Below are 26,261 nucleotides of genomic sequence, written 5' to 3'. Positions count from 1 at the left end.
AATAAATAAAAAGATGGGGTGGATATTTATTTTGCTTGTCCCGTTACTACGGTCCAAGTCACATTGAAACAAATATCCACCCCACTCGTACTAAAGGTAAGAAAATTAAAAAATTAATACCATATCATTCCACTTAGCTCCTCCATGTGAGGAAGCTGAAACACCTTTATGCTCAAATCCAAACTTTTTATAATAATGCACTAAGTAATCTTTACAAGTAAGTACAATGCCCTTCTTCCCACGTGCCTTTGAAATTTGTATAAAGTAATTTAGTAAATTTTCTGCAATGCCGTTTCTGCGATACTTAGGTAATACATCTAATCCAAATACGGTTTGATATGCGCCATTGGGATTATGAAGGGAAGTATCATGATACAATTCGTCAGGTAACTCTGGTGAATTTGTAGTACATCCATTAATAAAGCCTACTACTTCACCATCTTCAATAGCTACAAAAAAATTTTCTTTGAATGCAAAAAATCTTTTTCTAATATCCTCTTCCTTTGCTGATTCTGATTCTGGAAAGCACTCTTCTTCAATAGCTATTATTTCATTTAAATCTTCGTTAATTGCCTCTCTAACTTCCATATAAATTCTCCTTTTCATCCTATCTAAAAAACTCTACGTTTTTTATTATAAACACTATTAAATACTTAGCCTGTAATATTATCAACTTAATTATTATATAAAAAAATGAGCTAGTCAATAGATTGTATCCACTAACTAACTCTAAACCAATATCTTAAACGGATGTCTGTAGCTCACAAATGTCCTTATTAATTTTTTTCATCTCTAATAATACAAGAGTATCTAAAATACTATTTAATTTTAAAATTTCTTCTGTCCCTCCATATTTGATGTATAGGTCCCCAACAATTATACCTAATTCTTCTCGGATCTCCTCCATCTAAATCTTCATCCTCCTTTAGTTTATCAGTATTAATTATATTTATATAGAATATTTAGTCAACTTTTGCTTATATTTGTAATTTATACATTTTTACTATGTAAGCGTTATTGTTTATTTTATTAATAGTTACAACAATACCCATTTAACACTCTGTAACTTTTTTATATAAATATTTATAAAATCGATATTTTTTCATTCTTATAATTTTGTTTTTGTAATTAAATTGTAACAATAATTACATATATATAACTTTCACCAAGATAAGATTAATTATCACACAATAATAGTTTTTTATCCTTTTATGAAAAAATAGAAAACTAGGATACTTATTTTATCCTAGTCTTCAACATAATTTAATAATTTCTTTCATTAAATACTTACAATAATAACAAAATAAAAAAACCGTAAGCATTTCGCTTACGATCTTTGTGGCAGGGGCAGTAGGATTTGAACCCACAACCAATGGTTTTGGAGACCACTACTCTACCGTTGAGCCATACCCCTTTGAGACAAGTTTGATTATATAATAATATTATTTAAAAATCAACTTTTTTGTTCAAAAAATATTTCTTTCTGAATTATTAAATGATTATATAACCTTTCATAACTTTTACATCTTGAACTTATAAAAATAAAGCATGAATAAAATCTATTCATGCCCATCATTATTCTCTTTAACCGAAAAATAATTATAAAATACATTATAATTATCCAATAATACTTTTCTAGCTGAATTAGCTCCACTATATCCATTCAATTCAATAATATTAAAATTTATATCTTCAGTAACTGTTTCCTTATCTTTTAAAACTATTACCTTAGCTGGATCTATCCTATTTTCCTTAATAACATCGTCTATAGTTTTACCATTAAGTTTTATTGGAGATATACCTATATTTCTATAGAAATAATCTAGCTTATCATCTAAAGCAATATAACTATATTCCTTTACAACTGACTTTTTATCATCATATGTTTTTAATACTTCATCTATACTCTTAATAACCTTATTGTAATTCTCTTCATAAAGCTCCCTATTTTTCGGATCTTTCTCCTGAATAGCAACTTTTATATTATATAATGCTATCTTATACTCATCATATCCAACCATATAATACGGATTTTCCTTACCCGAGTTTTCTCCTGTAAGATTAATTGTTCTAATACCTCTAGAAGAATTAATAATTCCTAAGTTGCCCTTATTAAGACTTGAAATCAACTCATCATGCCAAGGTTCCATTATATTTCCATTATAAAAGAACAAATCCATATTTGAAATATTACTTATGGTTTCATCTGTATATTTAAAATCCTTAGATGCTTGTTCATCATTAAACATATATTCAACATTATGCTTATTTCCAACAATATCTTTTACCATTTCATATTGTATCTTATTACAAGTGATAATATTTAAATAAACATCTCTGCTTGTATCTTCTCTATCAACAGTATTTGCTATTAGTGGATTAGAAGAAACTCCTATCCCCAAAAATAATAGAAATGTTATTAATAACATTCCAAAGGTAACTCTCTTCAATAATATCACCCCCTGGCCTTTACCAGTTAATTCCCTATTACATATTATATCAACATATGAAATTTAAATGTATACAAAATTACTACAAATTTTCTGTTCATATAAAAAAAATTTTACACTTTCCTCAAAAAATTTTCAACCTTTAATATGTGGTAAGGGCATAAACACTTTTCTTTTATCTCCTTTTTGGATAGAATAATAAGATAGAATAGTTTTTGAAAGGGATTTTATATATGATTTTTGAAATAAAAAGTATAGATGAAACTACCAAAATTGGTTTCAACTTAGGTAAACTTTTAAATCCTGGTGATATTGTTTGCTTAACTGGTGACCTTGGTACAGGTAAAACTCACATAACAAAAGGGATAGCTAAAGGTCTTGATATAAACGAAAACATAACTAGTCCAACATTTACTATTGTAAATGAATATGAAAGTGGCCGTTTAAAATTAAATCATTTTGACGTTTATAGAGTTAGCGACCCTGATGAAATTTATGCAATAGGATTTGATGATTATATTTTCTCAGATGCTGTTTCTATTATAGAATGGGCTAACTACATAGAGGAAATATTACCAAGAGAATACATACATATACACATTTCAAAGGACTTATCTAAAGGAGAAGATTTTAGAAATATTAAAATCACCCCTTATGGAGATAGATATGATTACGTAAAGGAGCTAAAAATATGATAGTTTTAAGTATAGACTCTTCATCTAAGGTAGCTACTGTTGCACTACTTAATGATGGTACTTTATTAGGTGAATATGTTATTAATGATAAGAGGGAACATTCCGTCTTATTAATGCCTATGATTGAAAATCTTTTAAAGGATTGTGAATTAACAATAAATGATCTTGATGGATTTGTTGTTTCTAAAGGGCCTGGTTCATTTACAGGTTTAAGAATAGGTATGGCTACAGTTAAGGGATTAAGTTTTGGAGCAAATAAGCCTTATATAAGTCTTTCTTCTCTTGATGGGTTAGCTTATAGCCTTTCTTACTTTAATGGAATAATTTGTCCAATTATGGATGCATTAAGGGAGAATGTTTATACTGCTCTTTATAAAAATGAAGATGGCGAATTTAAAAATATAATGGAACCAACCCCTATGGAACTTACTGATCTTTTAGAAATGCTAAAAGAAAAAAATGAAGAAGTTATATTTACTGGTGACGGATTACTTAAGCATAAGGAATATATTAAAGAAAACTTCCCTAATGCAAAATTTGCACCTAACCATGTAAGCTTAACTAGAGCTTCATCTATAGGTGAGTTAGGTCTTAATCTTTTAAAACAAGGATTTAAGGATAATCCAAACTCTGCTCCTGTTTATTTAAAGAAACCTCAAGCTGAAAGAGAATTAGAAAAGAGGATGAGAATGAGTGAGTAATATATCTATTACTTTAATGGAAGAGTGTGATTTAGAAGCTGTTTTAGAAGTTAGCTCTTTATCTTTAAAGGAATCTTGGAGTAAAGAATCTTTTAAAAAGGAACTTTCTAATCCTTTAGCTAAATACCTTGTTGCCAAAGGAAATAATAAGGTTATTGGTTTTGCTGGTGTTTGGACAATTGTTGACGAAGGGCATATTACCAATATTGCTGTACACCCAAACTTTAGAAAAAAAGGAATTGGTAGCATACTTCTCTCTTCTTTAATAGAACACTGTAAAAATTGGGGTTGTAACTCTCTTACTTTAGAAGTTAGAGCTTCAAACACCACTGCACAAAATCTTTATAAAAAATATAATTTCAAAGAAGAAGGTATACGTAAGAAATATTATAAAGACAATAACGAAGATGCTATTATAATGTGGTATAGATAATTTTTTGGAATTATATAGATAATAAAAATAATAAGGATTAATATGAACTCACTTAAATGGAGTTTTTTAGGATAATTATAATACTGAAGATAATACAGATATTGTAGAAATTCTAGCACTAGCAGAATTCTATCCTTATCTTTATTATCTTCAATAACCAAAAAGAGAAATGGCCCAGCCATTTCTCCTAATCATTCCACTAAATATTTTTCTAGTTCTTCTCTTAAAATACTTACATCTTTAAGATGAATTCCTTTTATCCCAACTTGTTCTCCAGCAATAACATTTTCATTTACATCATCAATAAATATACATTCTTCAGGATTTAGGTTATATCTATCTAATAATCTTCTATATATCTCTAAATTTGGTTTAATTATTTTCTCTCTATAAGATACTACTCCACCATCAAATAATCTAAAAAACTTATATTCTTCAGCTACAATTTGAAATGCTTTACCATGAAAATTAGATAGAAAGAACAAATTATATCCTTTTTCTTTTAACTCACTAATTATTTCTACTGTTGACTCTATTGGCTCTAACAAGGAATACCAATTGTCAAAAACTTTTCTAACGTCCTTTTCTAACTCAGGATTATTTATACAAATTTGTTCAATAGCAGTTTCCTCTGTTATTGTCCCTTCATCTAGCATAATCCACTCTACACCTCCAAATATGATATCACGTAGCTTGTCTATTTTGTCATTATCTTCAATTTTACTTTTCAAATACGCTAAATTATCATATTTAAGAACTACATTACCCAAATCAAAAATTATGTTTTTAACCATTTCCCATCCCCCTCTATTTGTATTATAACTTTAATTACTATACAATCCTAGTTTTTAATATTAAATATCAAACCTCATACTTGAGTTTTTCCTTATTTACTCATATAATTACATTAGCTAAATATTAGGAGATAATATAATGTTAAATAAATTTGATATAGACTTTTTAGAAAAACATACACAATTTTATAGTAAGTTAACCAAAGAAGATAAAGAACTCTTTAACTCTAAAGCTATTCTTATAAAATATTCCAAAGATAATTCTCTTAATTTTTCTGATAGAGATTGTAATGGCTTTATAACTGTAGTTAGTGGAACTCTTAGAGCCTTTCTAACTTCTGATGAAGGTAAAGAAATAACCTTATATAAGCTTCAAAAAAGCGATTCTTGTATATTATCAGCTTCTTGCATTTTTAAAAACATACATTTTGATGTAAACATAGATGCTCTAGAAGATACTGAAGCCATAGTATTACCTAGTCATTACTTAGAGATGCTTTCAAAAAATAATATGTCCCTTAATAAATATATCCTAGACTTAACTCAATCAAGATTTTCTGAAGTTATGTGGATTATGCAAGATATTGTATTTTCTAGTTTTGATAAAAGACTAATAAAATACCTTGAAGGTTTTAGTGAAAAAACTATAAAAATTACCCATGAAAGTATAGCTAATGACTTAGGAACAGCAAGAGAAGTTGTTTCTAGAATGCTTAAATACTTTGAAAAAGAAGGAATGGTTAAACTTTCTCGTGGATCAATTACTATAATAAATTTAAATAAAGACAAATAGGAAGTTATAAAGATAACCTCCTATTTTCATATGAAATAATTAACTAAAATTATATTCAGTAACTATCTTTTCTCTACCAGTTGTCTTATCATTAAAGTAATCATAGAAACTTAATGCCAAAAAGCTTCCTGCTACATTATATACCTCTTTATAACCTAAGCTTTGAAGCAATAGAGCTACATTATAACTTCTTTGTCCTGTCCTACAGTGAAGATAAACTGGTCTATCCTTTGGTATTTCATCTAATCTATCTCTTATTTCACTAAATGGAATGTTTTTAACACCTTTTATATGGCCTCTTTCATACTCTCCCTTTTCTCTGACATCTATAATAAACTCTTCATTCTTTAATAAATCTCTCATTTGGGTAATTTGAACTTGTTTAAACTCTTCATCTAATAAGTTTGATCCAACATATCCAGCATAATTTACTACATCCTTAGCTGTTCCAAAAGGTGGTGCATAGCATAAATTTAAGTTCTTAAGTTCTTTTACAGTTCCACCAAAAGCAATTGTAGTTGCTATAATATCAACTCTCTTTACTACATCTCCTTTTCCTATAGCTTGTGCACCTAAAACTCTTCCTGTAGGTTTTTCAAATAATAATTTAAAATGTACTGGAGAATTATCTGGCATAATTCCAACCTTATCATTAGCTATTATTCTTACAACCTCATAATCAATATTCATATCTAAGGCTTTAATTAATCCTTCACTTAACCCTGTAGACGCTCCACTATAATCAAACACCTTTATTGCAGATGAACCTATAAATCCATTATTATTTGTTTCTCTTCCATTAATATGGTCTGCTGCAATTCTAGCTTCAACCAGCGCTGGTCCTGCTAAAGATATTTTGCTCACCTTCTCTGTTAATGGATTAAATACTTCTACAGCATCTCCTACTGCATAAATATCTTTATCATTAGTTCTATAATCTTCATCAACTCTAATAGCTCCTGTTTCACCAAGTAATAATCCAGCATTAGTTGCTAATTCAACATCTGGAGCCACTCCAATGGCCATAACAACAGCTTCTGTATCAATAGCTTTTCCAGACTCTAATATTACCTTATTATTCTCAAAGCTACTTACCTTATCTCCTAAGACTAAATCTACTCCTTTGTCCATCATTTCTTTATGGAATATTTGAACCATATCATAGTCAAAAGGCTTTAAAATTTGGGGTAATGCTTCAATTAATGTAACATTAAAACCATCTTCATTAAGATTTTCTGCCACCTCTACTCCTATGAAGCCTCCTCCTATTACAGCAATATTTTTAAGATTATTTTCCTTTATATATCTATTTAAATATTCTATGTCTACAACATTTCTTATAGAAAATATCTTAACCTTATCTATTCCCTCTATTTTGGGTACAATTGGTTTAGCACCTGGAGATAAAATTAGCTTGTCATAACTTTCAGTATATTCCTCTCCTGTTAATACGTTTCTAACTAATACCTCTTTCTTTTCTCTATCTATATCTATAACTTCATTGTTAACCCTTGCCTCTATCTTATATTGCTTTTTAAATTTTTCAGGGCTCATCATTACTAACTTTTCACTACTATCTACTTTGCCACTTAAATAATATGGTAAAGAACAATTTGAAAATGATACATGAGGCCCTCTTTCAAACATTATAATATCGTCTTCTTCACCTAATCTTCTTAATCTTGCTGCTGCTGATGCTCCCCCTGCTACTCCTCCAACAATTAATATCTTCTTTTTCATCTTAATATTCCCCCTATTTTATTTTTGTTCCTACATATGATCCTATACCGCCAGAAACATTTATAATTTTGTATCCTTGTTTACTTAAAATATTTGAAGTTCTACTGCTTCTCATTCCTGATTGACACATAATGTAATACTCTTTTTCTTTATTTAAATACTTTTCAGGATTTTTTAATAAATTATTCATTGGTATATTTTTTGAACCCTTTAAGCTTCTCGTTTTAACTTCATAAGGTTCTCTAATATCAATTAAATTTATTTTTCCTAACATATTATCTAAATCATTAACATTAACACTTTTAAAATCTTTTTTCCCAAATAACGAAAACATACTTTTATTTCTCCTTTTAAATTTATCTTATACTCCTGTTATATTCCAAACTAGACTTTTTTTATGTGACTTTATCACAGAAGGTATTTTTTCTTTTAAGTATTATAAAAAAAATTAATATTGAGGGGAGAGTTTTATGTTAAAAAGGAAAGCAGTTGTAGACAAAAGTTACTGTGTAGCTTGTGGTCAGTGTGAAAAACATTGTCCATTAAATGCTATTTCAATCTTTAAAGGAATTTATGCAGAAGTTAATTTATCCAAATGTGTTGGATGTGGTAAATGCGAAATAATATGTCCCGCTTCAATAATTGAAATAACTAACTTGGAGGTAAATTAATGAAAAAGCAGAAAAAATACTGGTATGACTATATGTGGATACTTTCATCTATATATTTAATTCTTGGAATATTTAACATTCTATTTGCTTGGCTTGGATTATTATGCTTCTTTATACCTATAATTATGTCGCTATCTGGTGGAGAAAAGACTTATTGTAATAAATACTGTGGAAGAGGACAACTTTTAAATTTACTTGGAACAAAGTTTAAACTATCCAGAATTAAACCTATTCCAAAATTTCTAAAAGCCAAATGGTTTAGATATGGATTTTTAATATTCTTCTTAACAATGTTTATGAACATGCTATTTAATACTTATTTAGTATTCCAGGGCACTTCCTCTTTGAAAGAAGCTATAACAATTTTATGGACATTTAAACTTCCTTGGAACTGGGGAAATGTTTCCTTCGTAACTCCTTGGATTGCTCAATTTGCTTTTGGGTTCTATAGTGTTATGGCAACTTCAACTATATTAGGTTTAATAACTATGGTCTTATTTAAACCTAGATCATGGTGTGTATATTGTCCTATGGGAACTATGACTCAAGGAATTTGTTTACTAAAAAACAGAAAAGTGTTGTAGCCATCTATATAATCATTTCTTAAATGGATTTTAGATTCTATTTATTAGATAAATAATGATAATATACAAAAAATAGGCTTTCAATACCAAAAGAATATTATATAAATTAAATCTTATAAATTGAAAAAGTAACTTCGCTTTTAGGAGAAAGTAGAAGTTACTTTTTCATAGTCTTTGATATAATTAAATTAATTGATATTTGTCCTGAGCATATTAGGAGGATAAATTTTAATACTATTTTATTAAAATTTATAAATAATTCTCTCTTCAGTTATTATTCCTGAAACATCATCTAATTTAGCAAATTTATAGAATTCATCATAGTTATACTTCTCTTCTTCCATAACTAAATAGCTCTTATTAGAATTATCTATTATTGTTTTCTTTGTAGCTCCGTCCTCCATATTTAATGTACTCACCCAACCTGTATCTTCATTTATTCCACAAACCCCTACAAAGGACTTATCAAAGGTAAACTGACTAATATATTGGTTGGTAAAAGCTCCAATCATTGCCCCAACCTTTTTATTAAATTCTCCACCTACTATAATCAAAGTAATATTATCTTTGCTATCATTTAATACGGCTGCTACCTGTGGCATATTAGATACTACAATTACTTTTTTAGAACCACTCCCAATTATTTTCGCAAGCTCTAGATTTATTGAAGAAACATCTAAAAATACAATGTCCCCATCTTCTATCTCATTAAATGCTCTTTTAGCTATCTCTTGCTTTTTACCACTATTTATTTCTTTTCTCTCATTTATATGTTTAATATCATTATGGCTTCTATTTGTTATGGCTCCTCCGTGAACCCTTTTTACTTTACCACGCTTTTCTAGCTCTCTTAAATCTTTACGGATACAATCTTCTGTCACTTTAAAAATTGAAGATAGATCTTTAACAGACATCCTTCCTTTATCTTCAACCATTTTGACAATTTTATCATAACGTTCTTCTAAAAACATCTAATCATCCCCTTGAATGTATTAACTTAATTATATCACACTTTATCAATTTTTATTATTTTTTATTGTTTTTTATTATTTATTATTGTTTTTTATAGTTTTTAATTATATAATTTGATTATAATATAGCGTAATAGGACATTTAGATTCCTAGCGTAATATATTAAAAAAGAGAGCTAATTGAAGCTCTCTTTTTATCATCACCACTTTCCTATAAAATCTTTTGCCAATATCCAACGTTTAACCACTTATTATTTTTAAATCCTATTTCCTTAAACTCTGCTATCTTTTTAAATCCAAACTTTTCATGAAGCGATATACTTTCTGCATTAGGAATTGTTATTCCTGAAACAATAGTATGTACACCATAGTCTTTAGAAACTTCTAATAAGTTGGCAAACAGTTTTTTTCCTATACCATGCCCCTTTTCATTCCTATCTAAATAAATAGACGCTTCATTTGAATATCTATAAGCAGATCTACTATGCCATCCACTTAAGTATGCATATCCAATAACTTGTCCATTCATTTCATAAACAATCCAAGGATGCTTAACCGTCTTTTCAATTATTCTTTCTTCCATATCATCCACAGTTAACTGTTTTTCTTCAAAGGTTATATTAGTATTTAATATATAGTAATTGTATATATCAACTATCGCCTTTGCATCACTTAACTTCACTTCCCTAATCATAAATAGTCCCCTCTTTCTTTTTTTTAATTATAACAAAAAATGGCTAAGATTTTTATCTTAGCCATTTTTTATTCTATAAAGCTTTTAATGCAATAGCATTTAATAAGCTCCACGGTTTATTAAAGTGCGGTTGGAAGAAGAAATCAGTCATTGCTAACTCTTCAACTGTCATTTTATTTTGAATTACAACTGATAAAGTGTTCATCATTTGTGTTAAATCAATCTTTGATATAATTTGACCTCCCAATATTTCCCTTGTATCTTTGTTATATACAAGCTTAACCATTGCATCTTCAAAAGTAGGCATAAACTCTGGTCTGTAATTCTCTTTAATTGAAACAGACGCAATATTAAAATTAGTTGTAGCCTTAGCTACTTCTTCTGTCATTCCAGTAGATGCAATACATTGGTCATATATTTTTATACCTGAAGTTCCTTGAGTCCCCATATACTTAAGTGTAGGTTTCTCAATATTTTTTGCTACTAAAGTCCCCATTCTAACAGCATTTGTAGCTAGAGGAATATATCTTTCTTCATTAGCAGGATTATATTTAACAACACAGCAATCACCAGCTGCAAATACATCTTCTCTACTTGTTCTCATATATTCATCAATTATTATTGCACCATTCTTTAATGTATCTAATTTACCTTGAATAAGCTTAGTTGCTGGTGCAAATCCAATACAAAGTACTACTAAATCTCCTTCATAGCTTCCCTTATCAGTTACAACTTTTTGAACTTTACCATTCTCTCCTTCAAATCTTGCAACCTTTTCTCCAAGAACTAATTTAACCCCTTTAGACTTAAATTCATTTTCAGCTATATCTGTGAATTCCTTATCTAAGTATTTTGCCATTATTCTTTCTTCAGCATCTATTAAAGTAACCTTCTTTCCCTTTAATTCAAAAGCCTCAGCAAGTTCAACACCTATATATCCGGCACCAATAACAACTACATTTTTAGCATGTTCTGTCTTTTTAACAATAACTTCTGCATGGTCATGATTCTTACATAAAACTATATTTTCTAAATCTCCACCCTCAAACTTAGGTACTATTGGCCATGATCCTATAGTTAGAACTAACTTATCATAGTAATCTTCAAATTCTTCTCCATTTAATAAATTCTTAACCCTTAATTTTTTATTATCAAAATCTATATCTAATACATCATGTTTCATTTTAGTTACTACACCGGACTTAGCTAAATTTTCTGGAGAGTTATAAAATAACTTCTCCGGTTCAGCTATTACTCCTCCAACTTGTAACGCTATTCCACAAGAAAGAAAAGAAATATTATCATTTCTTTCATATATAGTAACATCACATTCTGGATGCATTTCCTTTAAATTAACTACTGTTGCTGTGCCAGCATGAGTACAACCTACAACTACAACTTTCATTGTTTCCCCTCCTTGGATAATTTATTTCTATTAATAATAATTCTCCTTAATTGTATATCCTAAACAGCTTTTTGTAAATGTTAATTTTTTATCACTATCTCTGTTACATATCTATTATCTCACTATAAATCAGCTATTATTCCTAATTTCTTTCATTTGCATACTCTTAGAGCAAATATCTATATAATCTTCCAAATTGTTGACATCTCCAAAGAAAGTACTCTCCTTAGGAAATATATATCTAACACTTATATACTTTAATAATTCTTTAACTGAATAATTTTTCTTTTCAATTGAAGATTTTATTATATCATTTACTTTTTTATCATAAACTCCACAAAGAGGTTGGGATGAACCATTAGTAAAAGTTATTAAAGCATCTTCGTCAAATTCATATGTACCCAGTTTTTTTATATATTCTTCCCTTACCAATGGCATATCACTTGAAAGCATTAAGACTTTGCTGTTTCTGCTTTCATTTAAAGATTTGTACATTCCTGAAATCGGACCTATCTCTTGAATATCATCTTCAACTATTTTGGATACGCCACTATAATTACTAAATATTTTTTTATTGCTACACGAAATTATAATTTCATCAAAGTTTGATATTTTCTCTATAATAATGTCCAAAAACTTTTTCTCTCCTATCCTTAAAAAAGCTTTGTTTTTATATCCCTTACTACTTTTTCCCCCACATAGAATAATTGCAGTCCTTTTTATCAACATGTTTACCATCCTTTATTAATTTAATTTGATTTATCATACTTTCTAAGTTTTTATCTATAGTTTTTTTTAGGGCATTTAAACATCCGCTAAGTCCTAAAATATATCTCTTTGAATCAAAAGCTATAAATATATTGTCAGTTTTACTTAAATCGTTCTTCCAAAAGACTTGATGGAAATTTTTATTAATTACTTCTTTTCTTACTTTAGCCAAATTAGATGTATAAATAATAGTTGCATTAAAGTTATTATATAAATTACCTTCCTTAATAACTTCTCCTCCAAAATCTATTACTTTTTCTTTTATATATCTTTCTACTTCCTCTACCCCATCTTCAATAATTATTGCCACAGGTACTCTATTTAAATCATTTTGATACTTGCTCATATTCCAATTCCCCCAAATTATTTCTCTGATATATTTCTATTCATAAAAAAAGAGAAATTGCTATTAACAACTTCCCTTTTAACACAATATTATTTCTTTAATTGTAGGCTCAACTTTTAATAAGTAAATTCAAGATTCTCTTTTATATTAAAAAAGTCTGCATAATCAATATCAAATAAAGGTTTCTTGACTCTAGATACATCTATTTTCTCTTTAATAAGTTGGGTTAAAACACCAGAATAAGATAAATCACCTTGAATGATAGCACCATAAATCTTTCCTTCTTTGTGAATTATCTTCTTATAATCTTCGCCTTCAATATCAATAACTTCTTCATAGCTATCATCAGGTTTAATTACTGTCCCTAAAGACATTGTAGCTAAATTACATATATTCATAGTATTTTTGCTTCCAAAAAAGTCTGTCATAAATAATTCCCTTCCAATCATATTGCTAGCAGCAATTATTCCTTCCTTAACAGCAGTTGGCCATATAGGGTTTCGTCCAGTAACATCACCTGCACCATAAACATCTTTAGTATCTGTTTCACCTTTTTCATTTATAACTAACCCAAACTTATCACAGTCTATCCCTGCATCCTTTATAAAACCTACATTTGATCTAACCCCAGTTGCTACAATTACTAAATCACAAGGGACTTTATCTCCTGTATTCAACTCAAGTTCCTTTGGATTATTATCTTCATCAACTATAAGTTTCTCAGCTCTTACACCAAATCTTAAGTCTACTCCTCTTTCTTCTAACCTTTTGTTATAAGCATCTGCTGCATAATGATCTAATTGAAGGGGAAGAATTCTATCTCCCATTTCTACCAAATGAATTTTTACATCATACTTTAGCAAACCTGCTATTGCATCTATTCCTACTAATCCTCCACCTAAAACTATAACATCCTTAATATTAGGTAATAAATCTTTTATCAAAATAGCATCTTCTAAATTTCTAAGACCTACAACATTTTTTGCTTCTCTTAGATTTTCAATAGGAGGCATAAAAGATGATGAACCTGTTGCAAGACATACTTTATCATACTCAACCTCTTCACCATTGTCTAAACTAAGCTTATGCTCCTTTGGATCTATTTTTGTTACTTCTCTACCTTTAATCCACTTAACACCATAAACTTTAAAGAAGTCATAAGGAGCAAAATTCAAATCGTCGATACTTCTAACATCTTCAATATAATGATGTAATATACATCTAGAAACCACATGCTCATCCTTAGAAATCAACGTAATTTCAACATCTTTATTTAATTCTCTTAAAGTCTTTGCACAGCTAATTCCAGCCGCCGAAGCACCAACTACTACACACCTCATATTTCTTGTACCTCCTCTAAAGTAATAGCATTTGTAGGACACCTTGCAACACATTGAGGATATTTTTCTTCTGTATTCCTACACATATCACACTTCATAATAACGTGATTTGTTCTAGCATCAGTTTTTAGAACTCCATAAGGACATGCCATTATACACATAAAACAATGTGCACATCTTGATTCATCATATAAAACATATCCTGTTTCATTATCCCTACTCATAGCACCAGACATACAGGTATAAACACATTCTGGTCTATCACAATGTCTACAAAAAATAGGAGAATATCTTCCATCACTATTAATAGCTATTCTATTTCTTGTATCATGTCCTCCATGGGAAACAATACAGGCTGTAGTACATGTTAAACATCCAATACATTTCTTCCTATCTATTTTTATTCTTTTCATTTATTATCCCCTCCTATATTGCCTTCTTAATATTTACATGAATAAATTTATATGAAGGCTCCTTTGAATAAGGATCATAAACTGATGGAGTAATCTTATTACATTCAATGTAATGCATTGGCGCATATATATGATTTTTCTTAACTGTCCTAGAAAGCTTTGCTATAAATGTAGCACTTTCTCCATTTTGTGAATTTACAATAACCTTATCATTCTCTTTAATTCCATACTCTTCTGCTAATTCTGGATGAATATTTATATAAGCTTCTCCTGGAACTATTGCAGTTACAAATTCAATCTCATTAGTTCTTGTTTGCGTATGCCATTGACCAACGGTTCCTCTTCCAGTATTAAAATAGTATGGATAATCTTCACTTGGCTTTGGATTTTCTTCTGCTACTTCTTCATATATAAACTTAGCTTTTCCACTAGGAGTAAAGAACTTATTATCTTCATATAGTCTTCTTTGATTACTCTTTAATTCATCACCCTTTTTAAATGGCCATTGAATTCCATCACCGTCTTTTAACATATCATACTCAATTCCTGTGAAATCACAAGGCATTCCCTTAGTACATTCCCTTATTGTATTAAAGGCATCTTCAGGTGTTTTCCACTTATCTAGATATTTTCCCATACCTAGAGCCTTACCTACTCCTAAGAAGATATCATAATCAGTATATTCATTCTCTTCCTTTCTTAAAGCTGGAACCACCCTTGATAAACGTCTTTCACTATTTATTAAAACTCCCTCTTTCTTAAGTCCAGATTGAGAAGGTAATAATAAATGGCACATCTTAACACTTTCAGTATTATCATAAATATCTTGAACAACAAAGAACTCTAAATGTTCAGTGGCTTCTCTAAACTTTCTACTATTAGTCCATGAAACTATTGGATTAGTAGCAACAATCCATAATCCCTTTATTTCTCCAGTAATACATCTTTCTATTATTTGATCATATGGAATTGTTGGTTTTGTTGGAAGCATTTCTTCAGGCATATCTAAAGCTTTAGATATCTCCTCTCTTCTATTCTCATCATCATAATCTCCACCACCATAAAAACCTGTGGTATTACTAAACAATCTTGATCCCATAGCATTACATTGACCAGTTATAGAGTTAGCCCCTGTTCCTGGTCTTCCAATATTTCCAGTCATAATTGCAAGATTAATTATTGCTTGTGCTGTTCTAACTGCTTGATAAGACTGATTTACCCCCATAGTCCACCAGAAAGATACTCTCTTTCCTTTATGAATTGTTTCTGCTAACTTCTCAACTCTTCCCTTTGATATTCCTGTTTTTTCTTCTACTTCATCTAAAGTATACTTTTTAACATGCTCCTTAAAGCCTTCAAAATCTTCTGTATACTTTTCTATATAATCTTTATCTATCCAATCTTTTTCTATAAGATAATTAGCTAATGTATAAAGTAATCTTAAATCTGCTTTTGGCTTAATATCTATCCATTCATCTGCTCTAATTGCAGTTTCTGATTGTCTTGGATCTATTACAATTATCTTTGGATTATTCTTGTTATTTCTAACTCTAGTCCAAAGGATAGGATGAGCTACAACTGGATTTGCTCCAATGAATATTAAAGTATCTGATAATTCTAAATCATCAAAAGTATATGGTGGCGCGTCAAAACCATAACTTTGCTTATGTGCAACTACTGAAGTAGCCATACATAGTCGTGTATTACCATCACCATTCATTCCAAGATAGTTTCTACCTATATGACCTAACAAAGCCATTTCTTCTGTTGTAAGCTGACCTGTACTTATAAATGCTACACTTTCTCTGCCGTACTTATCCTGAAGTTCTTTTATTTTAGAAGCCATTACCTTAAATGCTTCATCCCAAGATATTTGTTCCATCTCTCCATCTTTACCTCTTACTAAAGGATAAACAGGATTAGGATATTTAGTATTTTGTTTATCTAAGTTTAATCCCTTAATACAACAGAAACCATTATTTACTGGATATCCTTGTGTTGGTACTACAGAGACTATTTCATTATCTTCTATATTGAAGTCAATGTTACAAGCTATTGAACAATAATTACAAGTTGATTGAACTTTCTTCATATCCACTATACAACTCCATTTCATTAAATTTCTTAATTTAGTCTTTGTAGTAATTTAAGCATTTATACCAATCATTATAAAACCTCCATTAAAATGAAGGTCATATATATTAACTAAAGTGATAATTCTATGGAATAAGATATAACTTAGCTCTTCATAAATACAAGTATTTTATAAACTTTATAATTATTAATGAATCACTATTCTTTTGAATATAATATTATTAAAGAAATAATATATTGAGATTTTATATGAATGGAGATGTTTTTTATGAAAGATAAAGAAACTTTAAATGAATCTAATTTTTACGGTCAAGTTTTAGAAGAAGAAAAGAAGGTTGATACATCAAAGCCATGTGATCCAAGAAATCCTGATTATCCTTGGGTTCCATGTGGAGTAGATAAAAATAAGGAAAAGGAATAGATTAAATAAAGTTAGTGATTTTAACTATAATTATAATTTTATAAAAAACAAAAAAGGTTGTAGTTTTAACTACAACCTGAAAAATCTAAAATTATCTTCTATTTTGTTCTTTTTTAGCTCTTCTACAAGCTACGCATCTTGTTGGTTCATTTTCGAATCCTTTTTCTTTGTAGAATTCTTGTTCTCCTACTGAAAATACGAATTCACTTCCACAATCTCTACATACTAATGTCTTATCTGTCATAAATATTCCTCCTAAAAATTAAAGAATGTACATGGATATAATAATCTCTAATTTTCGAGAAACTATCTATCTATATAAAACTTTTTTTGTTAGCATCTTTGCTACTTATTTAGTATATCATGTTCTTTTCCAAATAGCAACATTTATTTTAAATTAGGCATCCTATAATTATAGTAACTATATAAATAACATTAGTTATTACAAAGTTCTTAACGGCTAATACAAAAGTATCCTTTTTTGTTTGTAGTTCGAAAAATCTTTTGATATTTACATTAACAGGCTTTATAGCTACTAACGCCAGTATTGATACTGTTGGTAAAATTCCAAGAACAATACCAACAACTATACCTATAAATCCTATGTAATATAATGCTCTAAATAATTTTAACGCTTTTTCTTTACCTATGTATATTGGCAATGTAAATCTTCTATTTACGAAGTCATCATCTATATCACAAATATTATTTGCTAACATTATATTTGATATGCCTGTAATTGCTGGAATAGTAATTATGAATATAGACATTATCATTTTCATATCAATTAATATGCTTAAGCTCCAATTACTTATATTAATGTTTAATACACCTTGATCAAATATATGTATATATATCGCTAGAAATGTTATAAAGAACCCCATTGTTAGACCTGAAAATATTTCACCAAATGGAGTTCTTGAAATTGGAATAGGACCAAATGAATAAAATATACCTATACCAAAGCATACTACTCCTATTATAAGAATTGCTATATCAGTATTTAAAAATAACATTATTCCTAAAGTAGCTGATATTATCAGCATTGTTATTATAATTCCAAAAACTCTTTTTGGCTTTAATCCATACTTAGTTATAGCATTATGCTCTTCATATCCGAACCCTTCTTTTTTAATAGCTTTCGTATAATCTACATAATTGTTTATTGCTGTAGTAGTCATATCAAAAACTATCATTGATAAAAAGAATAACACTGCTTGTTTTACATTAAAATTATCAAATTTATATAATGCAAAAACTGTACCTAAAATATATGGAATTACACTTGCAACCTTTGTTTGAATCTCTACTAGCCTAAAAAAACTTTTTATTCCCATTAACAATATTCCTCCTTCGTTTCTTTTAATTTTCTTCATTTTTCACCTTATAATATCATAAAAAAAGTGGCCTCTCCACCCTTTAGCGAAGAAGTCACTTTTTTAATTCATACCATAATTAACTACAATCCAACTTATATAATCTAAGTAGTATTGTATATTTACTATTTTACATCAAACATATAAAGCGATTGAGATAAGAAGTTATCCACTTTATCTTCATATACTATATACATACTATAAACAGCTTTATCAAGGTTTGAAACATCAAAAAAAATAACTCCATTTTCATCTACTAATTCTTCTAAAGTTAAATCGACAACTTCAAAAGTTTTATTACTTCTTATAATTATTTCTCTTGGTTTTAATCTCTCACCATTTCTGTTTAAAACCCTATAATCTAAAGTTATTGTATTATCTTTTGCATAAAGCATCCCCTCTGTTATTATTTGAGGATTTCCATTTAAATTAGTTAACTTTTTAAGATTTTTAAGTGGTGATAAATCCTTAATTTCATTATATGATATATCTAGTTCCTCTAAGTTTTTAGCATATTGTAAGCCTTCTAAACTTGAAATCCATGAACCTACTACTGATAACCTTGTTAATTTATACATATCACCAATAGTTATATTATCACTTGATAACTTAAGTTCTCTCTTGATACTATCTTTTAAAGACTTATCTTTAATAGTTATAATCTCATTTAAATCTACTCTCTCCTCTAAGTTAGATATAGATATTTTTAATTCATCAACCATTAACTTTATTTCATCTTGAATGCTTATTTTATCTGCTAACATCTCCTCAGCTTTCTTTAAAGCTTCTTGCAATACTTTAAAAGATTCTTCACTATATATATCTTGCTCATAATTCTTAACTTCATTTACTAATGACTCTAACTCTTCATAATTTCCTTGTGCATCCTTTGCAAAATGAAGTTTAGAATCTCCCCAAGTACCATGATCTGATCCATTTCCATTTCCACCATCAGTTACTACAAGTTTCAATTCTTTAGCTCCATTTATATCAACTTCTAAATACTTCATTGGTTCCTTTGAAGTCATTAATCCACTATCGAATTTCTTCTCGCCATCTATATATACTTCAAACGAAACTGATCCTACTGTATTATACATGCCTCTATCTACACCTACATATGAACTAAAGTATACATAATCTTTATCTGTTAAATCATATGTTATTGTTGAAGTTGAGTGAGCCCCTACCCCTCTTTCAAATGATACTTCTTCTCCATTTTCATCTGTTAATCTTAAAGTATTACCACTTATAGATATGTCCTTTTTAGGTACAGTATAGTTATATTGAGCAGCGTTCCAGTCATAGTCTGTTAAGTAGCTATAATCATTCATATCAACTACTGCTATAGTTCTAGTTTTAACTACTTTATTACCATCACTATCAGTTACTTTATAAGTTATTGGATACTTTCCTGTTTTATTAAAGTTTACTTTTCCAGATACTTCAACCTTATCAGTTATATCTCCATCCTCAGTATCTATTGCACTATACGCTTCATTTAAATTTATTTCATCTCCAAGCTTAGTTGATAAGGATTTTGGTATAGTTAATTCTGGCTTTGCATTTGTAGTATACACTTTAGGGTCTGCCCATGAAGCAAAATCTCCAAGACCATTTTTATCTGCATCATCTGCTACTAGCTTAAGTTCTTTTACTCCTGTAACATCTAGATTCACAAATTCTGCTTCACTATCTTTTCTTATTACATCTGAAGAATAAACCTCTTCTCCATCTGCAAATATTTTAAATATTATAGTAGTCCTATTATCATCATAGTTTTTATCAGTACCTAAATACGTTGAGAAATTAGTATAATTTCCATCTAATTCATATACTATTTCTGCATTTGTTGCAGCTCCTATACCCTTATCAAATTCTTTTATTTCACCATTAACATTAAGCTTTATTTTTTCACTTAAATTAACTGCTGAATCTTTATTTACCTTCTTCCATCCTGATACTGCAGATGCCCAGTCTAAATCAGATAAATAATTACTTTCACTATAAACCACAACTTTCCTATCTTTAGTTATTATATTTCCATCATTATCTGTTACAGAGTAAGTTAAAGTATACTTCCCTGGTCTACTTACATTAAAGTCCCTCTTATATATAGTAACCTTGTTAGTTATATTACCATCTTCCTGGTCATTTGCAGTAACGCCAGAACTTAAGTCAAACTCACTGTTTAATTTAATATAAGTTATATCTTCAACATCTATTGTTGGGAACTTAGCCCTTATAATTTCTTCAGCCTTCACCAAATCTTCTTCAAATAAGTTAGCTGCTGGATGTTCTTTAACTTCTTCTCTTAAAGCTTGTACATTATCTAAAGTATTATAGCTTTCAGTTACTTCTGTCTTACTGTTATCAGTAAATAAGCTGTTTACCTTATCAGCTAAAGTATCCTCTTTATAGAAGGCTACTTCACCTATACTAGCCCAATTTTGATTAGCTTCTATAAATTTAAACATTACTCTTCTTGCTGTAGTTTTATTAATTTTGAAGTCAATAACATCATTAACATTTCCAGTATACTCACCTTTCCCTGCTAATATAAAGTCATTGCCTTCTGCTTCATTAGAAATATATATTTCAAATTTTCTAGCGAATCCTTTTCCACCATTTCTCGCTTTATAGGATACTCTACTTATTTCCTTACTTTCACCTAAATCAAATATAACTTCATTCTTAAAGGTATCACTGTTTTGTCTGTAAGTTTCCCAGTGTGTATTGGGATTACCATCAATAGCATAATCTATAAAACTATGAGGGTAATTACCTCCATTATTAGTTACTGAAGCTACTGGTATCTTGAATTCTTCATTATACTCATTTAATCTATCAAATTGACCAAACTTAGATTTATTTACTATGAAATCTTCGTATATTGTAACATATGCTTTCTTATCTACTGTGTTGTTATCACTATCTGTTACTCTATAAACAACTTCAAATCTCCCGATCTTACCTTCTTCATAATTATTTGAAACTATTTTAACTGAAGAAGTTAAATCATAATCTTCAGCATCAATTGCTTCAATGCCTGACATAAAATCAACATCTTCACCTAATTTATAAATTTTATCTTCAACTTTAATAACTGGTTTTGCATTATTAGTAGTTAATTTAGGATTAGCTATTACTCCATGGTCTGAAGTATTTCCATTTCCAGCATCAGCAACCTTTATTACTAATTGTTCTACACCATTAACCGGTACATTTACATATACCATATTATCAGCATGCTTTAAAACTTCAGTATTAGCTAGAACATTTCCATCACCTATTATTTCAAATTTTAAACTAGAATGATTTTGTGCTGAAATTCCACCATCAACTCCAAGTAAAACTTCAAAGTTATCATATTCCTTACCTGATAAATCATAAGTTATTGTGCCATTTGCATGTATTCCAAATCCTTTTTCAAAGTCTTTCACATCTCCATTTACTCTACCTTTTATATTCAAGTTTCTTCTTGGAGTTCCCCATTGAGTTTCTACAGATACCCACTCTTCATCAGATAAGTATTCATAATCACTTACCACCTCAACTTCTACAAGCTTTTCTGATACTATTCCTTCATCTTCTAACTTATACTTAAGTTGATATATTCCCCTCTTGCTAATATCTACATTATGTGTAACTTCTACCCTAGAAGTTATATCATTTCCTTCATAGCTTAATCCTTTAATATAAGCCATAGGATCAAACTCTTCTCTTAATTCTAAAGTTATTTTACCTTGTTGAATGCTTATACTTGGTGCAAATGAATATATTGAAACAGCATCACCTGTTCCTAAATTAATATCATAAGGTATTACTTCATACCTAGAGTTTTTAGTCATATCTGCATTAGTATCTACAAAGGAACTTGTTGAAGTAAATCCTATTAATTCACCATCTCTAAATATTTCATATCCTAGTAAATCTGATTTAACATTATTATTTACGCTAAATCCTAACTTAATTCCATTTTCTACTCTACTTAATGTAACATCTAAATCAGTTTCTTGAGTAAATCCATTTCCTTTATAATTAATTTTACTATTATTTAGATACCATATCTTTTTATCTGGTCTTGGATATTGACTAGTTTCTTCTCTAGTTTCATCATTAACCTCAAATCCATGTCTAGCAAAATATTCGCTTAAATCTTCTCCTACAACTTCTGAAGAGAATTTAACTAAATATTGCATTTTTGCATTATCTGGATTTTCATTACCTAAATTAACATTTCTTTCTCTATATATACTATTTAATTCTCCCCAATAACCTGGCTTATACATTTCTAACTGCCAAAATACTGCTAAGTTTTCTGCAAGTTCACCTTCTGAATACCTATTAGAATTTTCACTTATAACATTCTTATAGACTTCATTTTCATATGGTATTCTATTATCTATGTTATTGTAATATGCAGACATATACATAGGTAACATATTATTTGTAACTTCTCCATATAATCTTGCACTTACATCCATTCTATGGCCTATCTCATGATTTAATCCCCAGCCTGGATCACCGACTAGTAAGCCTGTCATTACATCACCTTGTACTCCTATATGATTTGTGTATGCATACATATATCCAAAAGGTTGTGCTAATCTAACATTTTCTCTAATGAATTTAGGATCATTTTGCTCATTTCTACCATCTAGTCCATAGTATCTAAAAAGCTCTTTCATATGATTATTGTAACGATTTACTGTATCTAGTGGATTTGCACCTTGTTCTATATATGCTTCATATGCACCTGTAGCAGTACCTGTCCACACTATATGATCACTTACAAATTCGAAAACATCTAATACCTCTCTATCTAATACGTTAGAATTTTTAGCTATATCCTCATCTATAGCTTTCTTATACTCTATTAGAAAGTCCTTAAATTCATCCACATTAGTATTTTCAGTAAGGAATGGATATTTATTCCCAGATTCAAATCTTATAACTGGAGCTTTTGATTGCTCTTCAGGAGTATATGGGTTTATTATATATATCGATCCCCCTCTAGTTACATCATGATTATACCAACTATCAATTGCTATATCAGGAACAGTTATTACATTTTTACCTGCATTTAAATTAACTGTTCTCATCCAGTTAGCAAAGCTTCCTTCTTGTTGAGAAAAGGCTAACTTTGGCATTGGTTGACTTGGGTCGGCATCTACATAAACTGTTATTTCATCACCTGGTTTTGCAGATATTCCTGTTGGTTGATTATTATTACCAAATCCGAATTTTAAATTTTTATTAGCATGAGCTACCATATCTCCATGTTGCTCCGCTGTAATAACTTTTACAGTTTCTAATTTACCATTTAGTATTTTATTAGCTATTTCAAATGAGTCTCTAAATGTACTTTCCAAAGGATGTCCATTAGTTTCATCTTTTAAAGCCTGTAATTTTTCTTCAGTATTAAAATCTTCTGATAATTTATTCATTAATCCATTAGTAAATAAGCTTTCAACCTTATCAGCGACTTTATCTTGTTTATAAAACGCTATTTCTGATAATGTAGCCCAATTTTGATCTGAATTTTTAAACTTAAATTTAACTCTTTTAAACTTAGTTGGATTGAACTTTGCTTCAACTAATCCAGACACTTTGTCATGCTTACCAGTTGCTACAAGTTGATATGTCTCCCCTGCAGATGTTGTAGAAGCATATATCTCAAATTCCTTAGCAAATCCCTTATTATCAGATTTTCTTGCTCCATATACTATTCTATTTAATTCTATAACTTCCTTAAATTCTACCTCAACTTCATTTGTAAATTCATTTGTATTATAGGTGTTTGTTTCCCAATAAGTATCTAAATTGTCATCTATAGCATTAGCTATTACTTGTGAAGCATAATGCCTTCCATTGTTTTTGATTCCTTTTATATTGCTATTATCCATTTTAAAGAAACTTGAATATTCGCCGTTAGAATACTCTTCAAATCTTTTGGTAATTGCTGTTGTTGCCTCAATTCTATTTTCTTGTAAAAGTATTTCAGCATTCTCTATATATTCTTTAAACTCTTCATAAAGAGGATGATCTTTAGCTTCATTTTCTAAAGCATCTAGCTTTTCTATTGTATTGAACTCCTCGCTAACTTTACTCATTGTAGCATCAGTAAATAAATTTGCTATCTTATCACTTACTTTATCTTCTTTATAAAATCTAAACTCAGCTACAAATGGTCTATCTATATAAGCCTTTACAAATTTAAATTTTATTCTTTTAAATTTAGTTGGTTGAAATTTAAATTCCAAGAAATCATTTGTACTTTGTGCACTTCCTGTTGCTACCAACTGGAAAGTATCACCCTTTGTTGTTTCTGAAGCGTATATTTCAAACTTTTCTGGGAATCCCTTTCTATTATCTCTTGCTAAAAATGCAATTCTATTTAAAACTTCCGGTTTATCCAATGTGAATATTACTTCATTTGTAAAATTCTCAGTATTATTAGTTCTTGTTTCCCAATGTGTATCTGGATTATCATCTAACATATATTCTAGCTTAGTAGTTGGATAAACTCCTCCATTTGCACTTACATTAACTATATTAGAGTTAGGCATTCTATAAAATTTACTATACTCAGAATCTTTTCCATTATGATAGGCTTCTAACCTTGAAACCTTTACAGTTGAAGGTTCAATTTTATTTTCTTCCAAAAGTATTTTTGCATTTTCTATATCTTCTTTAAAAATACTATACAGAGGATGTTTTTTTGCCTCTTCTTCTAACGCACTTATCTTTTCTATAGTATTAAACTCTTCGTTAACTTTACTCATTGTATCATCAGTAAATAAAGTCTTCATTTTATCACTTAATTTATCTTCCTTATAAAATATAAATTCTGATGCTGAAGCCCAATTTTGATTAGCCTCTTTAAATACAAATTTTATTCTTTTAAATGTTGTTTTATTAAATCTAATTTCTACAACATCTCCAGTAGAACCTGTGTATTCACCACCACTTATTAATCTAAAATCATCCTCTTCATCCGTAATTGATCCATAGATTTCAATCTCTTTAGCAAAACCCTTACCTTTAGCTGAAGATTGTCTTGCTGCATACACTATTCTGTTTAAATCTGTTAATTCTTTAAACTTAAATACTACTTCATTTGTAAAATCAGAGCTATTTTGTTTTCCTGTTTCCCAATGCGTACTAAAATCTCCATCTATAGCTTTTTCAACAGCAGAAGCACTATTATAGTTACCTCCATTAGTAGCTATAGTATCAATGTTTGAGTTATCCATTTTGAACACTTCATCATAAGCAGCTATATTACTACTATTTAGTAATTCAAATTTACTTATGGTTGCTTTCGTAGATTGAACACCCTCCGTTAAAGTTAAATTACTTGATATTTCATCAGCTAAAACCTGTATTGACGGTGCTGAGAAATTAAGAATTACTGCTGTGGCCATTATGGCTGCAATTTTTCTTTTATTCATTTGTTCCCCTCCTGATTATTATCCCCCTCAGAAGTACATTAAAAAAAGCTACTCTAAAAGAGTAGCTCTGTATTATCCTCATAAATCAGTATTTGTGCATAACAAATAAAAGCAC

General features: G+C 29.2%; 24 protein-coding genes and 1 tRNA gene. 7 read left to right on the top strand and 18 right to left on the bottom strand.

The window, feature by feature from the left end; all coding sequences use genetic code 11:
* Positions 1 to 105: 105 nt before the first annotated feature.
* The 4 genes from DR024_RS01815 to DR024_RS01805 all read right to left on the bottom strand — a co-directional run bounded on the left by DR024_RS01815 (position 106) and on the right by DR024_RS01805 (position 2,450).
* Complete coding sequence (locus DR024_RS01815) at positions 106 to 588, bottom strand: GNAT family N-acetyltransferase (RefSeq protein ID WP_027096987.1); 483 nt, start codon at positions 586 to 588, stop codon at positions 106 to 108.
* Positions 589 to 742: 154 nt separating this feature from the next.
* Positions 743 to 907 (bottom strand): hypothetical protein, encoded by a 165-nt coding sequence (locus tag DR024_RS17600; protein ID WP_155849275.1) that lies wholly within the window; start codon positions 905 to 907, stop codon positions 743 to 745.
* A gap of 432 nt (positions 908 to 1,339) precedes the next feature.
* Positions 1,340 to 1,414, bottom strand: a tRNA-Trp gene (locus DR024_RS01810).
* A gap of 145 nt (positions 1,415 to 1,559) precedes the next feature.
* Positions 1,560 to 2,450: a metal ABC transporter substrate-binding protein gene (locus DR024_RS01805; RefSeq protein WP_051195881.1), complete on the bottom strand. Its 891-nt coding sequence runs from the start codon at positions 2,448 to 2,450 to the stop codon at positions 1,560 to 1,562.
* Between the two features lie 233 nt (positions 2,451 to 2,683).
* Between DR024_RS01805 and tsaE the strand changes: the two genes are divergently transcribed.
* Genes tsaE through rimI form a run of 3 tightly spaced genes read left to right on the top strand, consistent with a single transcriptional unit; the run spans position 2,684 to position 4,279 of the window.
* On the top strand, positions 2,684 to 3,145 hold the full coding sequence (tsaE, locus tag DR024_RS01800; RefSeq protein WP_055183528.1) for a tRNA (adenosine(37)-N6)-threonylcarbamoyltransferase complex ATPase subunit type 1 TsaE: 462 nt from the start codon (positions 2,684 to 2,686) through the stop codon (positions 3,143 to 3,145).
* Positions 3,142 to 3,846, top strand: a complete 705-nt coding sequence (gene tsaB, locus DR024_RS01795; protein WP_055183529.1) for a tRNA (adenosine(37)-N6)-threonylcarbamoyltransferase complex dimerization subunit type 1 TsaB — start codon at positions 3,142 to 3,144, stop codon at positions 3,844 to 3,846. Before tsaE ends, tsaB begins: the two co-directional genes overlap by 4 nt.
* Positions 3,847 to 3,862: 16 nt before the next feature.
* The gene (gene rimI / locus DR024_RS01790) at positions 3,863 to 4,279 is read left to right on the top strand and encodes a ribosomal protein S18-alanine N-acetyltransferase (protein ID WP_055183554.1); all 417 of its coding nucleotides are present in this window, start codon (positions 3,863 to 3,865) and stop codon (positions 4,277 to 4,279) included.
* A gap of 191 nt (positions 4,280 to 4,470) precedes the next feature.
* Here the strand turns inward: rimI and DR024_RS01785 are convergent, their stop codons facing one another.
* On the bottom strand, positions 4,471 to 5,073 hold the full coding sequence (locus DR024_RS01785) for an HAD family hydrolase (protein WP_055183530.1): 603 nt from the start codon (positions 5,071 to 5,073) through the stop codon (positions 4,471 to 4,473).
* Between the two features lie 139 nt (positions 5,074 to 5,212).
* Between DR024_RS01785 and DR024_RS01780 the strand changes: the two genes are divergently transcribed.
* The gene (locus DR024_RS01780; protein WP_055183531.1) at positions 5,213 to 5,866 is read left to right on the top strand and encodes a Crp/Fnr family transcriptional regulator; all 654 of its coding nucleotides are present in this window, start codon (positions 5,213 to 5,215) and stop codon (positions 5,864 to 5,866) included.
* 39 nt (positions 5,867 to 5,905) lie between these two features.
* Here DR024_RS01780 and DR024_RS01775 read toward each other — a convergent pair whose 3' ends face one another.
* Positions 5,906 to 7,606, bottom strand: coding sequence for an FAD-dependent oxidoreductase (locus DR024_RS01775; RefSeq protein ID WP_111918082.1), 1,701 nt, complete (start codon positions 7,604 to 7,606; stop codon positions 5,906 to 5,908).
* Positions 7,607 to 7,619: 13 nt separating this feature from the next.
* Positions 7,620 to 7,940 (bottom strand): rhodanese-like domain-containing protein, encoded by a 321-nt coding sequence (locus DR024_RS01770; RefSeq protein ID WP_055183533.1) that lies wholly within the window; start codon positions 7,938 to 7,940, stop codon positions 7,620 to 7,622.
* A 136-nt stretch (positions 7,941 to 8,076) separates the two neighbouring features.
* On the opposite strand from DR024_RS01770, the gene DR024_RS01765 reads away from it, so the two are divergent.
* Positions 8,077 to 8,277, top strand: a complete 201-nt coding sequence (locus DR024_RS01765; protein WP_055183534.1) for an ATP-binding protein — start codon at positions 8,077 to 8,079, stop codon at positions 8,275 to 8,277.
* Positions 8,277 to 8,861: a hypothetical protein gene (locus DR024_RS01760; protein WP_055183535.1), complete on the top strand. Its 585-nt coding sequence runs from the start codon at positions 8,277 to 8,279 to the stop codon at positions 8,859 to 8,861. Before DR024_RS01765 ends, DR024_RS01760 begins: the two co-directional genes overlap by 1 nt.
* A gap of 242 nt (positions 8,862 to 9,103) precedes the next feature.
* Here DR024_RS01760 and DR024_RS01755 read toward each other — a convergent pair whose 3' ends face one another.
* The 8 genes from DR024_RS01755 to DR024_RS01720 form a co-directional block, all read right to left on the bottom strand.
* Positions 9,104 to 9,832: a DeoR/GlpR family DNA-binding transcription regulator gene (locus tag DR024_RS01755; protein ID WP_055183536.1), complete on the bottom strand. Its 729-nt coding sequence runs from the start codon at positions 9,830 to 9,832 to the stop codon at positions 9,104 to 9,106.
* Between the two features lie 211 nt (positions 9,833 to 10,043).
* A complete protein-coding gene (locus tag DR024_RS01750) occupies positions 10,044 to 10,526 on the bottom strand; it encodes a GNAT family N-acetyltransferase (RefSeq protein ID WP_055183537.1) in 483 nt (160 codons plus the stop codon).
* Between the two features lie 73 nt (positions 10,527 to 10,599).
* Positions 10,600 to 11,931: an FAD-dependent oxidoreductase gene (locus DR024_RS01745; protein WP_055183538.1), complete on the bottom strand. Its 1,332-nt coding sequence runs from the start codon at positions 11,929 to 11,931 to the stop codon at positions 10,600 to 10,602.
* A gap of 129 nt (positions 11,932 to 12,060) precedes the next feature.
* Positions 12,061 to 12,660, bottom strand: a complete 600-nt coding sequence (locus DR024_RS01740) for a molybdenum cofactor guanylyltransferase (protein WP_055183539.1) — start codon at positions 12,658 to 12,660, stop codon at positions 12,061 to 12,063.
* On the bottom strand, positions 12,614 to 13,045 hold the full coding sequence (locus DR024_RS01735) for a hypothetical protein (RefSeq protein WP_055183540.1): 432 nt from the start codon (positions 13,043 to 13,045) through the stop codon (positions 12,614 to 12,616). The genes DR024_RS01740 and DR024_RS01735 overlap by 47 nt, the downstream gene beginning before the upstream one ends.
* 116 nt (positions 13,046 to 13,161) lie before the next feature.
* Entirely contained in the window at positions 13,162 to 14,385 is a 1,224-nt protein-coding gene (locus DR024_RS01730) for an NAD(P)/FAD-dependent oxidoreductase (protein WP_055183541.1), read from the bottom strand.
* On the bottom strand, positions 14,382 to 14,798 hold the full coding sequence (locus DR024_RS01725) for a 4Fe-4S dicluster domain-containing protein (protein WP_049179531.1): 417 nt from the start codon (positions 14,796 to 14,798) through the stop codon (positions 14,382 to 14,384). Before DR024_RS01725 ends, DR024_RS01730 begins: the two co-directional genes overlap by 4 nt.
* 13 nt (positions 14,799 to 14,811) lie before the next feature.
* Positions 14,812 to 16,890 carry a molybdopterin oxidoreductase family protein gene (locus tag DR024_RS01720; RefSeq protein ID WP_055183555.1) on the bottom strand — a complete coding sequence of 693 codons (2,079 nt, stop codon included), beginning with the start codon at positions 16,888 to 16,890 and terminating at the stop codon, positions 14,812 to 14,814.
* A 270-nt stretch (positions 16,891 to 17,160) separates the two neighbouring features.
* On the opposite strand from DR024_RS01720, the gene DR024_RS17595 reads away from it, so the two are divergent.
* Complete coding sequence (locus DR024_RS17595) at positions 17,161 to 17,313, top strand: hypothetical protein (protein WP_172458909.1); 153 nt, start codon at positions 17,161 to 17,163, stop codon at positions 17,311 to 17,313.
* Between the two features lie 91 nt (positions 17,314 to 17,404).
* On the opposite strand, the gene DR024_RS01715 is transcribed toward DR024_RS17595, so the two are convergent.
* The 3 genes from DR024_RS01715 to DR024_RS01705 all read right to left on the bottom strand — a co-directional run bounded on the left by DR024_RS01715 (position 17,405) and on the right by DR024_RS01705 (position 26,146).
* The gene (locus DR024_RS01715; protein ID WP_027097005.1) at positions 17,405 to 17,557 is read right to left on the bottom strand and encodes a zinc-ribbon domain-containing protein; all 153 of its coding nucleotides are present in this window, start codon (positions 17,555 to 17,557) and stop codon (positions 17,405 to 17,407) included.
* A gap of 148 nt (positions 17,558 to 17,705) precedes the next feature.
* Positions 17,706 to 18,689: a 1,4-dihydroxy-2-naphthoate polyprenyltransferase gene (gene menA, locus DR024_RS01710; protein WP_242858071.1), complete on the bottom strand. Its 984-nt coding sequence runs from the start codon at positions 18,687 to 18,689 to the stop codon at positions 17,706 to 17,708.
* A gap of 125 nt (positions 18,690 to 18,814) precedes the next feature.
* Positions 18,815 to 26,146 carry an NPCBM/NEW2 domain-containing protein gene (locus DR024_RS01705; protein WP_055253257.1) on the bottom strand — a complete coding sequence of 2,444 codons (7,332 nt, stop codon included), beginning with the start codon at positions 26,144 to 26,146 and terminating at the stop codon, positions 18,815 to 18,817.
* Positions 26,147 to 26,261 lie beyond the last annotated feature (115 nt).

The sequence above is a fragment of the Clostridium paraputrificum genome (assembly GCF_900447045.1).
GTDB lineage: Bacteria > Bacillota > Clostridia > Clostridiales > Clostridiaceae > Clostridium > Clostridium paraputrificum.
This window is presented reverse-complemented; position numbering and strand designations above follow the sequence as displayed.

Excerpts from the sequence above, each read along its gene's own strand:
- DR024_RS01815 (WP_027096987.1), bottom strand. The coding sequence starts at position 588 with ATGGAAGTTAGAGAGGCAATTAACGAAGATTTAAATGAAATAATAGCT.
- DR024_RS17600 (WP_155849275.1), bottom strand. The coding sequence starts at position 907 with ATGGAGGAGATCCGAGAAGAATTAGGTATAATTGTTGGGGACCTATAC.
- tsaE (WP_055183528.1), top strand. The coding sequence starts at position 2,684 with ATGATTTTTGAAATAAAAAGTATAGATGAAACTACCAAAATTGGTTTC.
- tsaB (WP_055183529.1), top strand. The coding sequence starts at position 3,142 with ATGATAGTTTTAAGTATAGACTCTTCATCTAAGGTAGCTACTGTTGCA.
- rimI (WP_055183554.1), top strand. The coding sequence starts at position 3,863 with ATGGAAGAGTGTGATTTAGAAGCTGTTTTAGAAGTTAGCTCTTTATCT.
- DR024_RS01785 (WP_055183530.1), bottom strand. The coding sequence starts at position 5,073 with ATGGTTAAAAACATAATTTTTGATTTGGGTAATGTAGTTCTTAAATAT.
- DR024_RS01780 (WP_055183531.1), top strand. The coding sequence starts at position 5,213 with ATGTTAAATAAATTTGATATAGACTTTTTAGAAAAACATACACAATTT.
- DR024_RS01775 (WP_111918082.1), bottom strand. The coding sequence starts at position 7,606 with ATGAAAAAGAAGATATTAATTGTTGGAGGAGTAGCAGGGGGAGCATCA.
- DR024_RS01770 (WP_055183533.1), bottom strand. The coding sequence starts at position 7,940 with ATGTTTTCGTTATTTGGGAAAAAAGATTTTAAAAGTGTTAATGTTAAT.
- DR024_RS01765 (WP_055183534.1), top strand. The coding sequence starts at position 8,077 with ATGTTAAAAAGGAAAGCAGTTGTAGACAAAAGTTACTGTGTAGCTTGT.
- DR024_RS01760 (WP_055183535.1), top strand. The coding sequence starts at position 8,277 with ATGAAAAAGCAGAAAAAATACTGGTATGACTATATGTGGATACTTTCA.
- DR024_RS01755 (WP_055183536.1), bottom strand. The coding sequence starts at position 9,832 with ATGTTTTTAGAAGAACGTTATGATAAAATTGTCAAAATGGTTGAAGAT.
- DR024_RS01750 (WP_055183537.1), bottom strand. The coding sequence starts at position 10,526 with ATGATTAGGGAAGTGAAGTTAAGTGATGCAAAGGCGATAGTTGATATA.
- DR024_RS01745 (WP_055183538.1), bottom strand. The coding sequence starts at position 11,931 with ATGAAAGTTGTAGTTGTAGGTTGTACTCATGCTGGCACAGCAACAGTA.
- DR024_RS01740 (WP_055183539.1), bottom strand. The coding sequence starts at position 12,660 with ATGTTGATAAAAAGGACTGCAATTATTCTATGTGGGGGAAAAAGTAGT.
- DR024_RS01735 (WP_055183540.1), bottom strand. The coding sequence starts at position 13,045 with ATGAGCAAGTATCAAAATGATTTAAATAGAGTACCTGTGGCAATAATT.
- DR024_RS01730 (WP_055183541.1), bottom strand. The coding sequence starts at position 14,385 with ATGAGGTGTGTAGTAGTTGGTGCTTCGGCGGCTGGAATTAGCTGTGCA.
- DR024_RS01725 (WP_049179531.1), bottom strand. The coding sequence starts at position 14,798 with ATGAAAAGAATAAAAATAGATAGGAAGAAATGTATTGGATGTTTAACA.
- DR024_RS01720 (WP_055183555.1), bottom strand. The coding sequence starts at position 16,890 with ATGAAGAAAGTTCAATCAACTTGTAATTATTGTTCAATAGCTTGTAAC.
- DR024_RS17595 (WP_172458909.1), top strand. The coding sequence starts at position 17,161 with ATGAAAGATAAAGAAACTTTAAATGAATCTAATTTTTACGGTCAAGTT.
- DR024_RS01715 (WP_027097005.1), bottom strand. The coding sequence starts at position 17,557 with ATGACAGATAAGACATTAGTATGTAGAGATTGTGGAAGTGAATTCGTA.
- menA (WP_242858071.1), bottom strand. The coding sequence starts at position 18,689 with ATGAAGAAAATTAAAAGAAACGAAGGAGGAATATTGTTAATGGGAATA.
- DR024_RS01705 (WP_055253257.1), bottom strand. The coding sequence starts at position 26,146 with ATGAATAAAAGAAAAATTGCAGCCATAATGGCCACAGCAGTAATTCTT.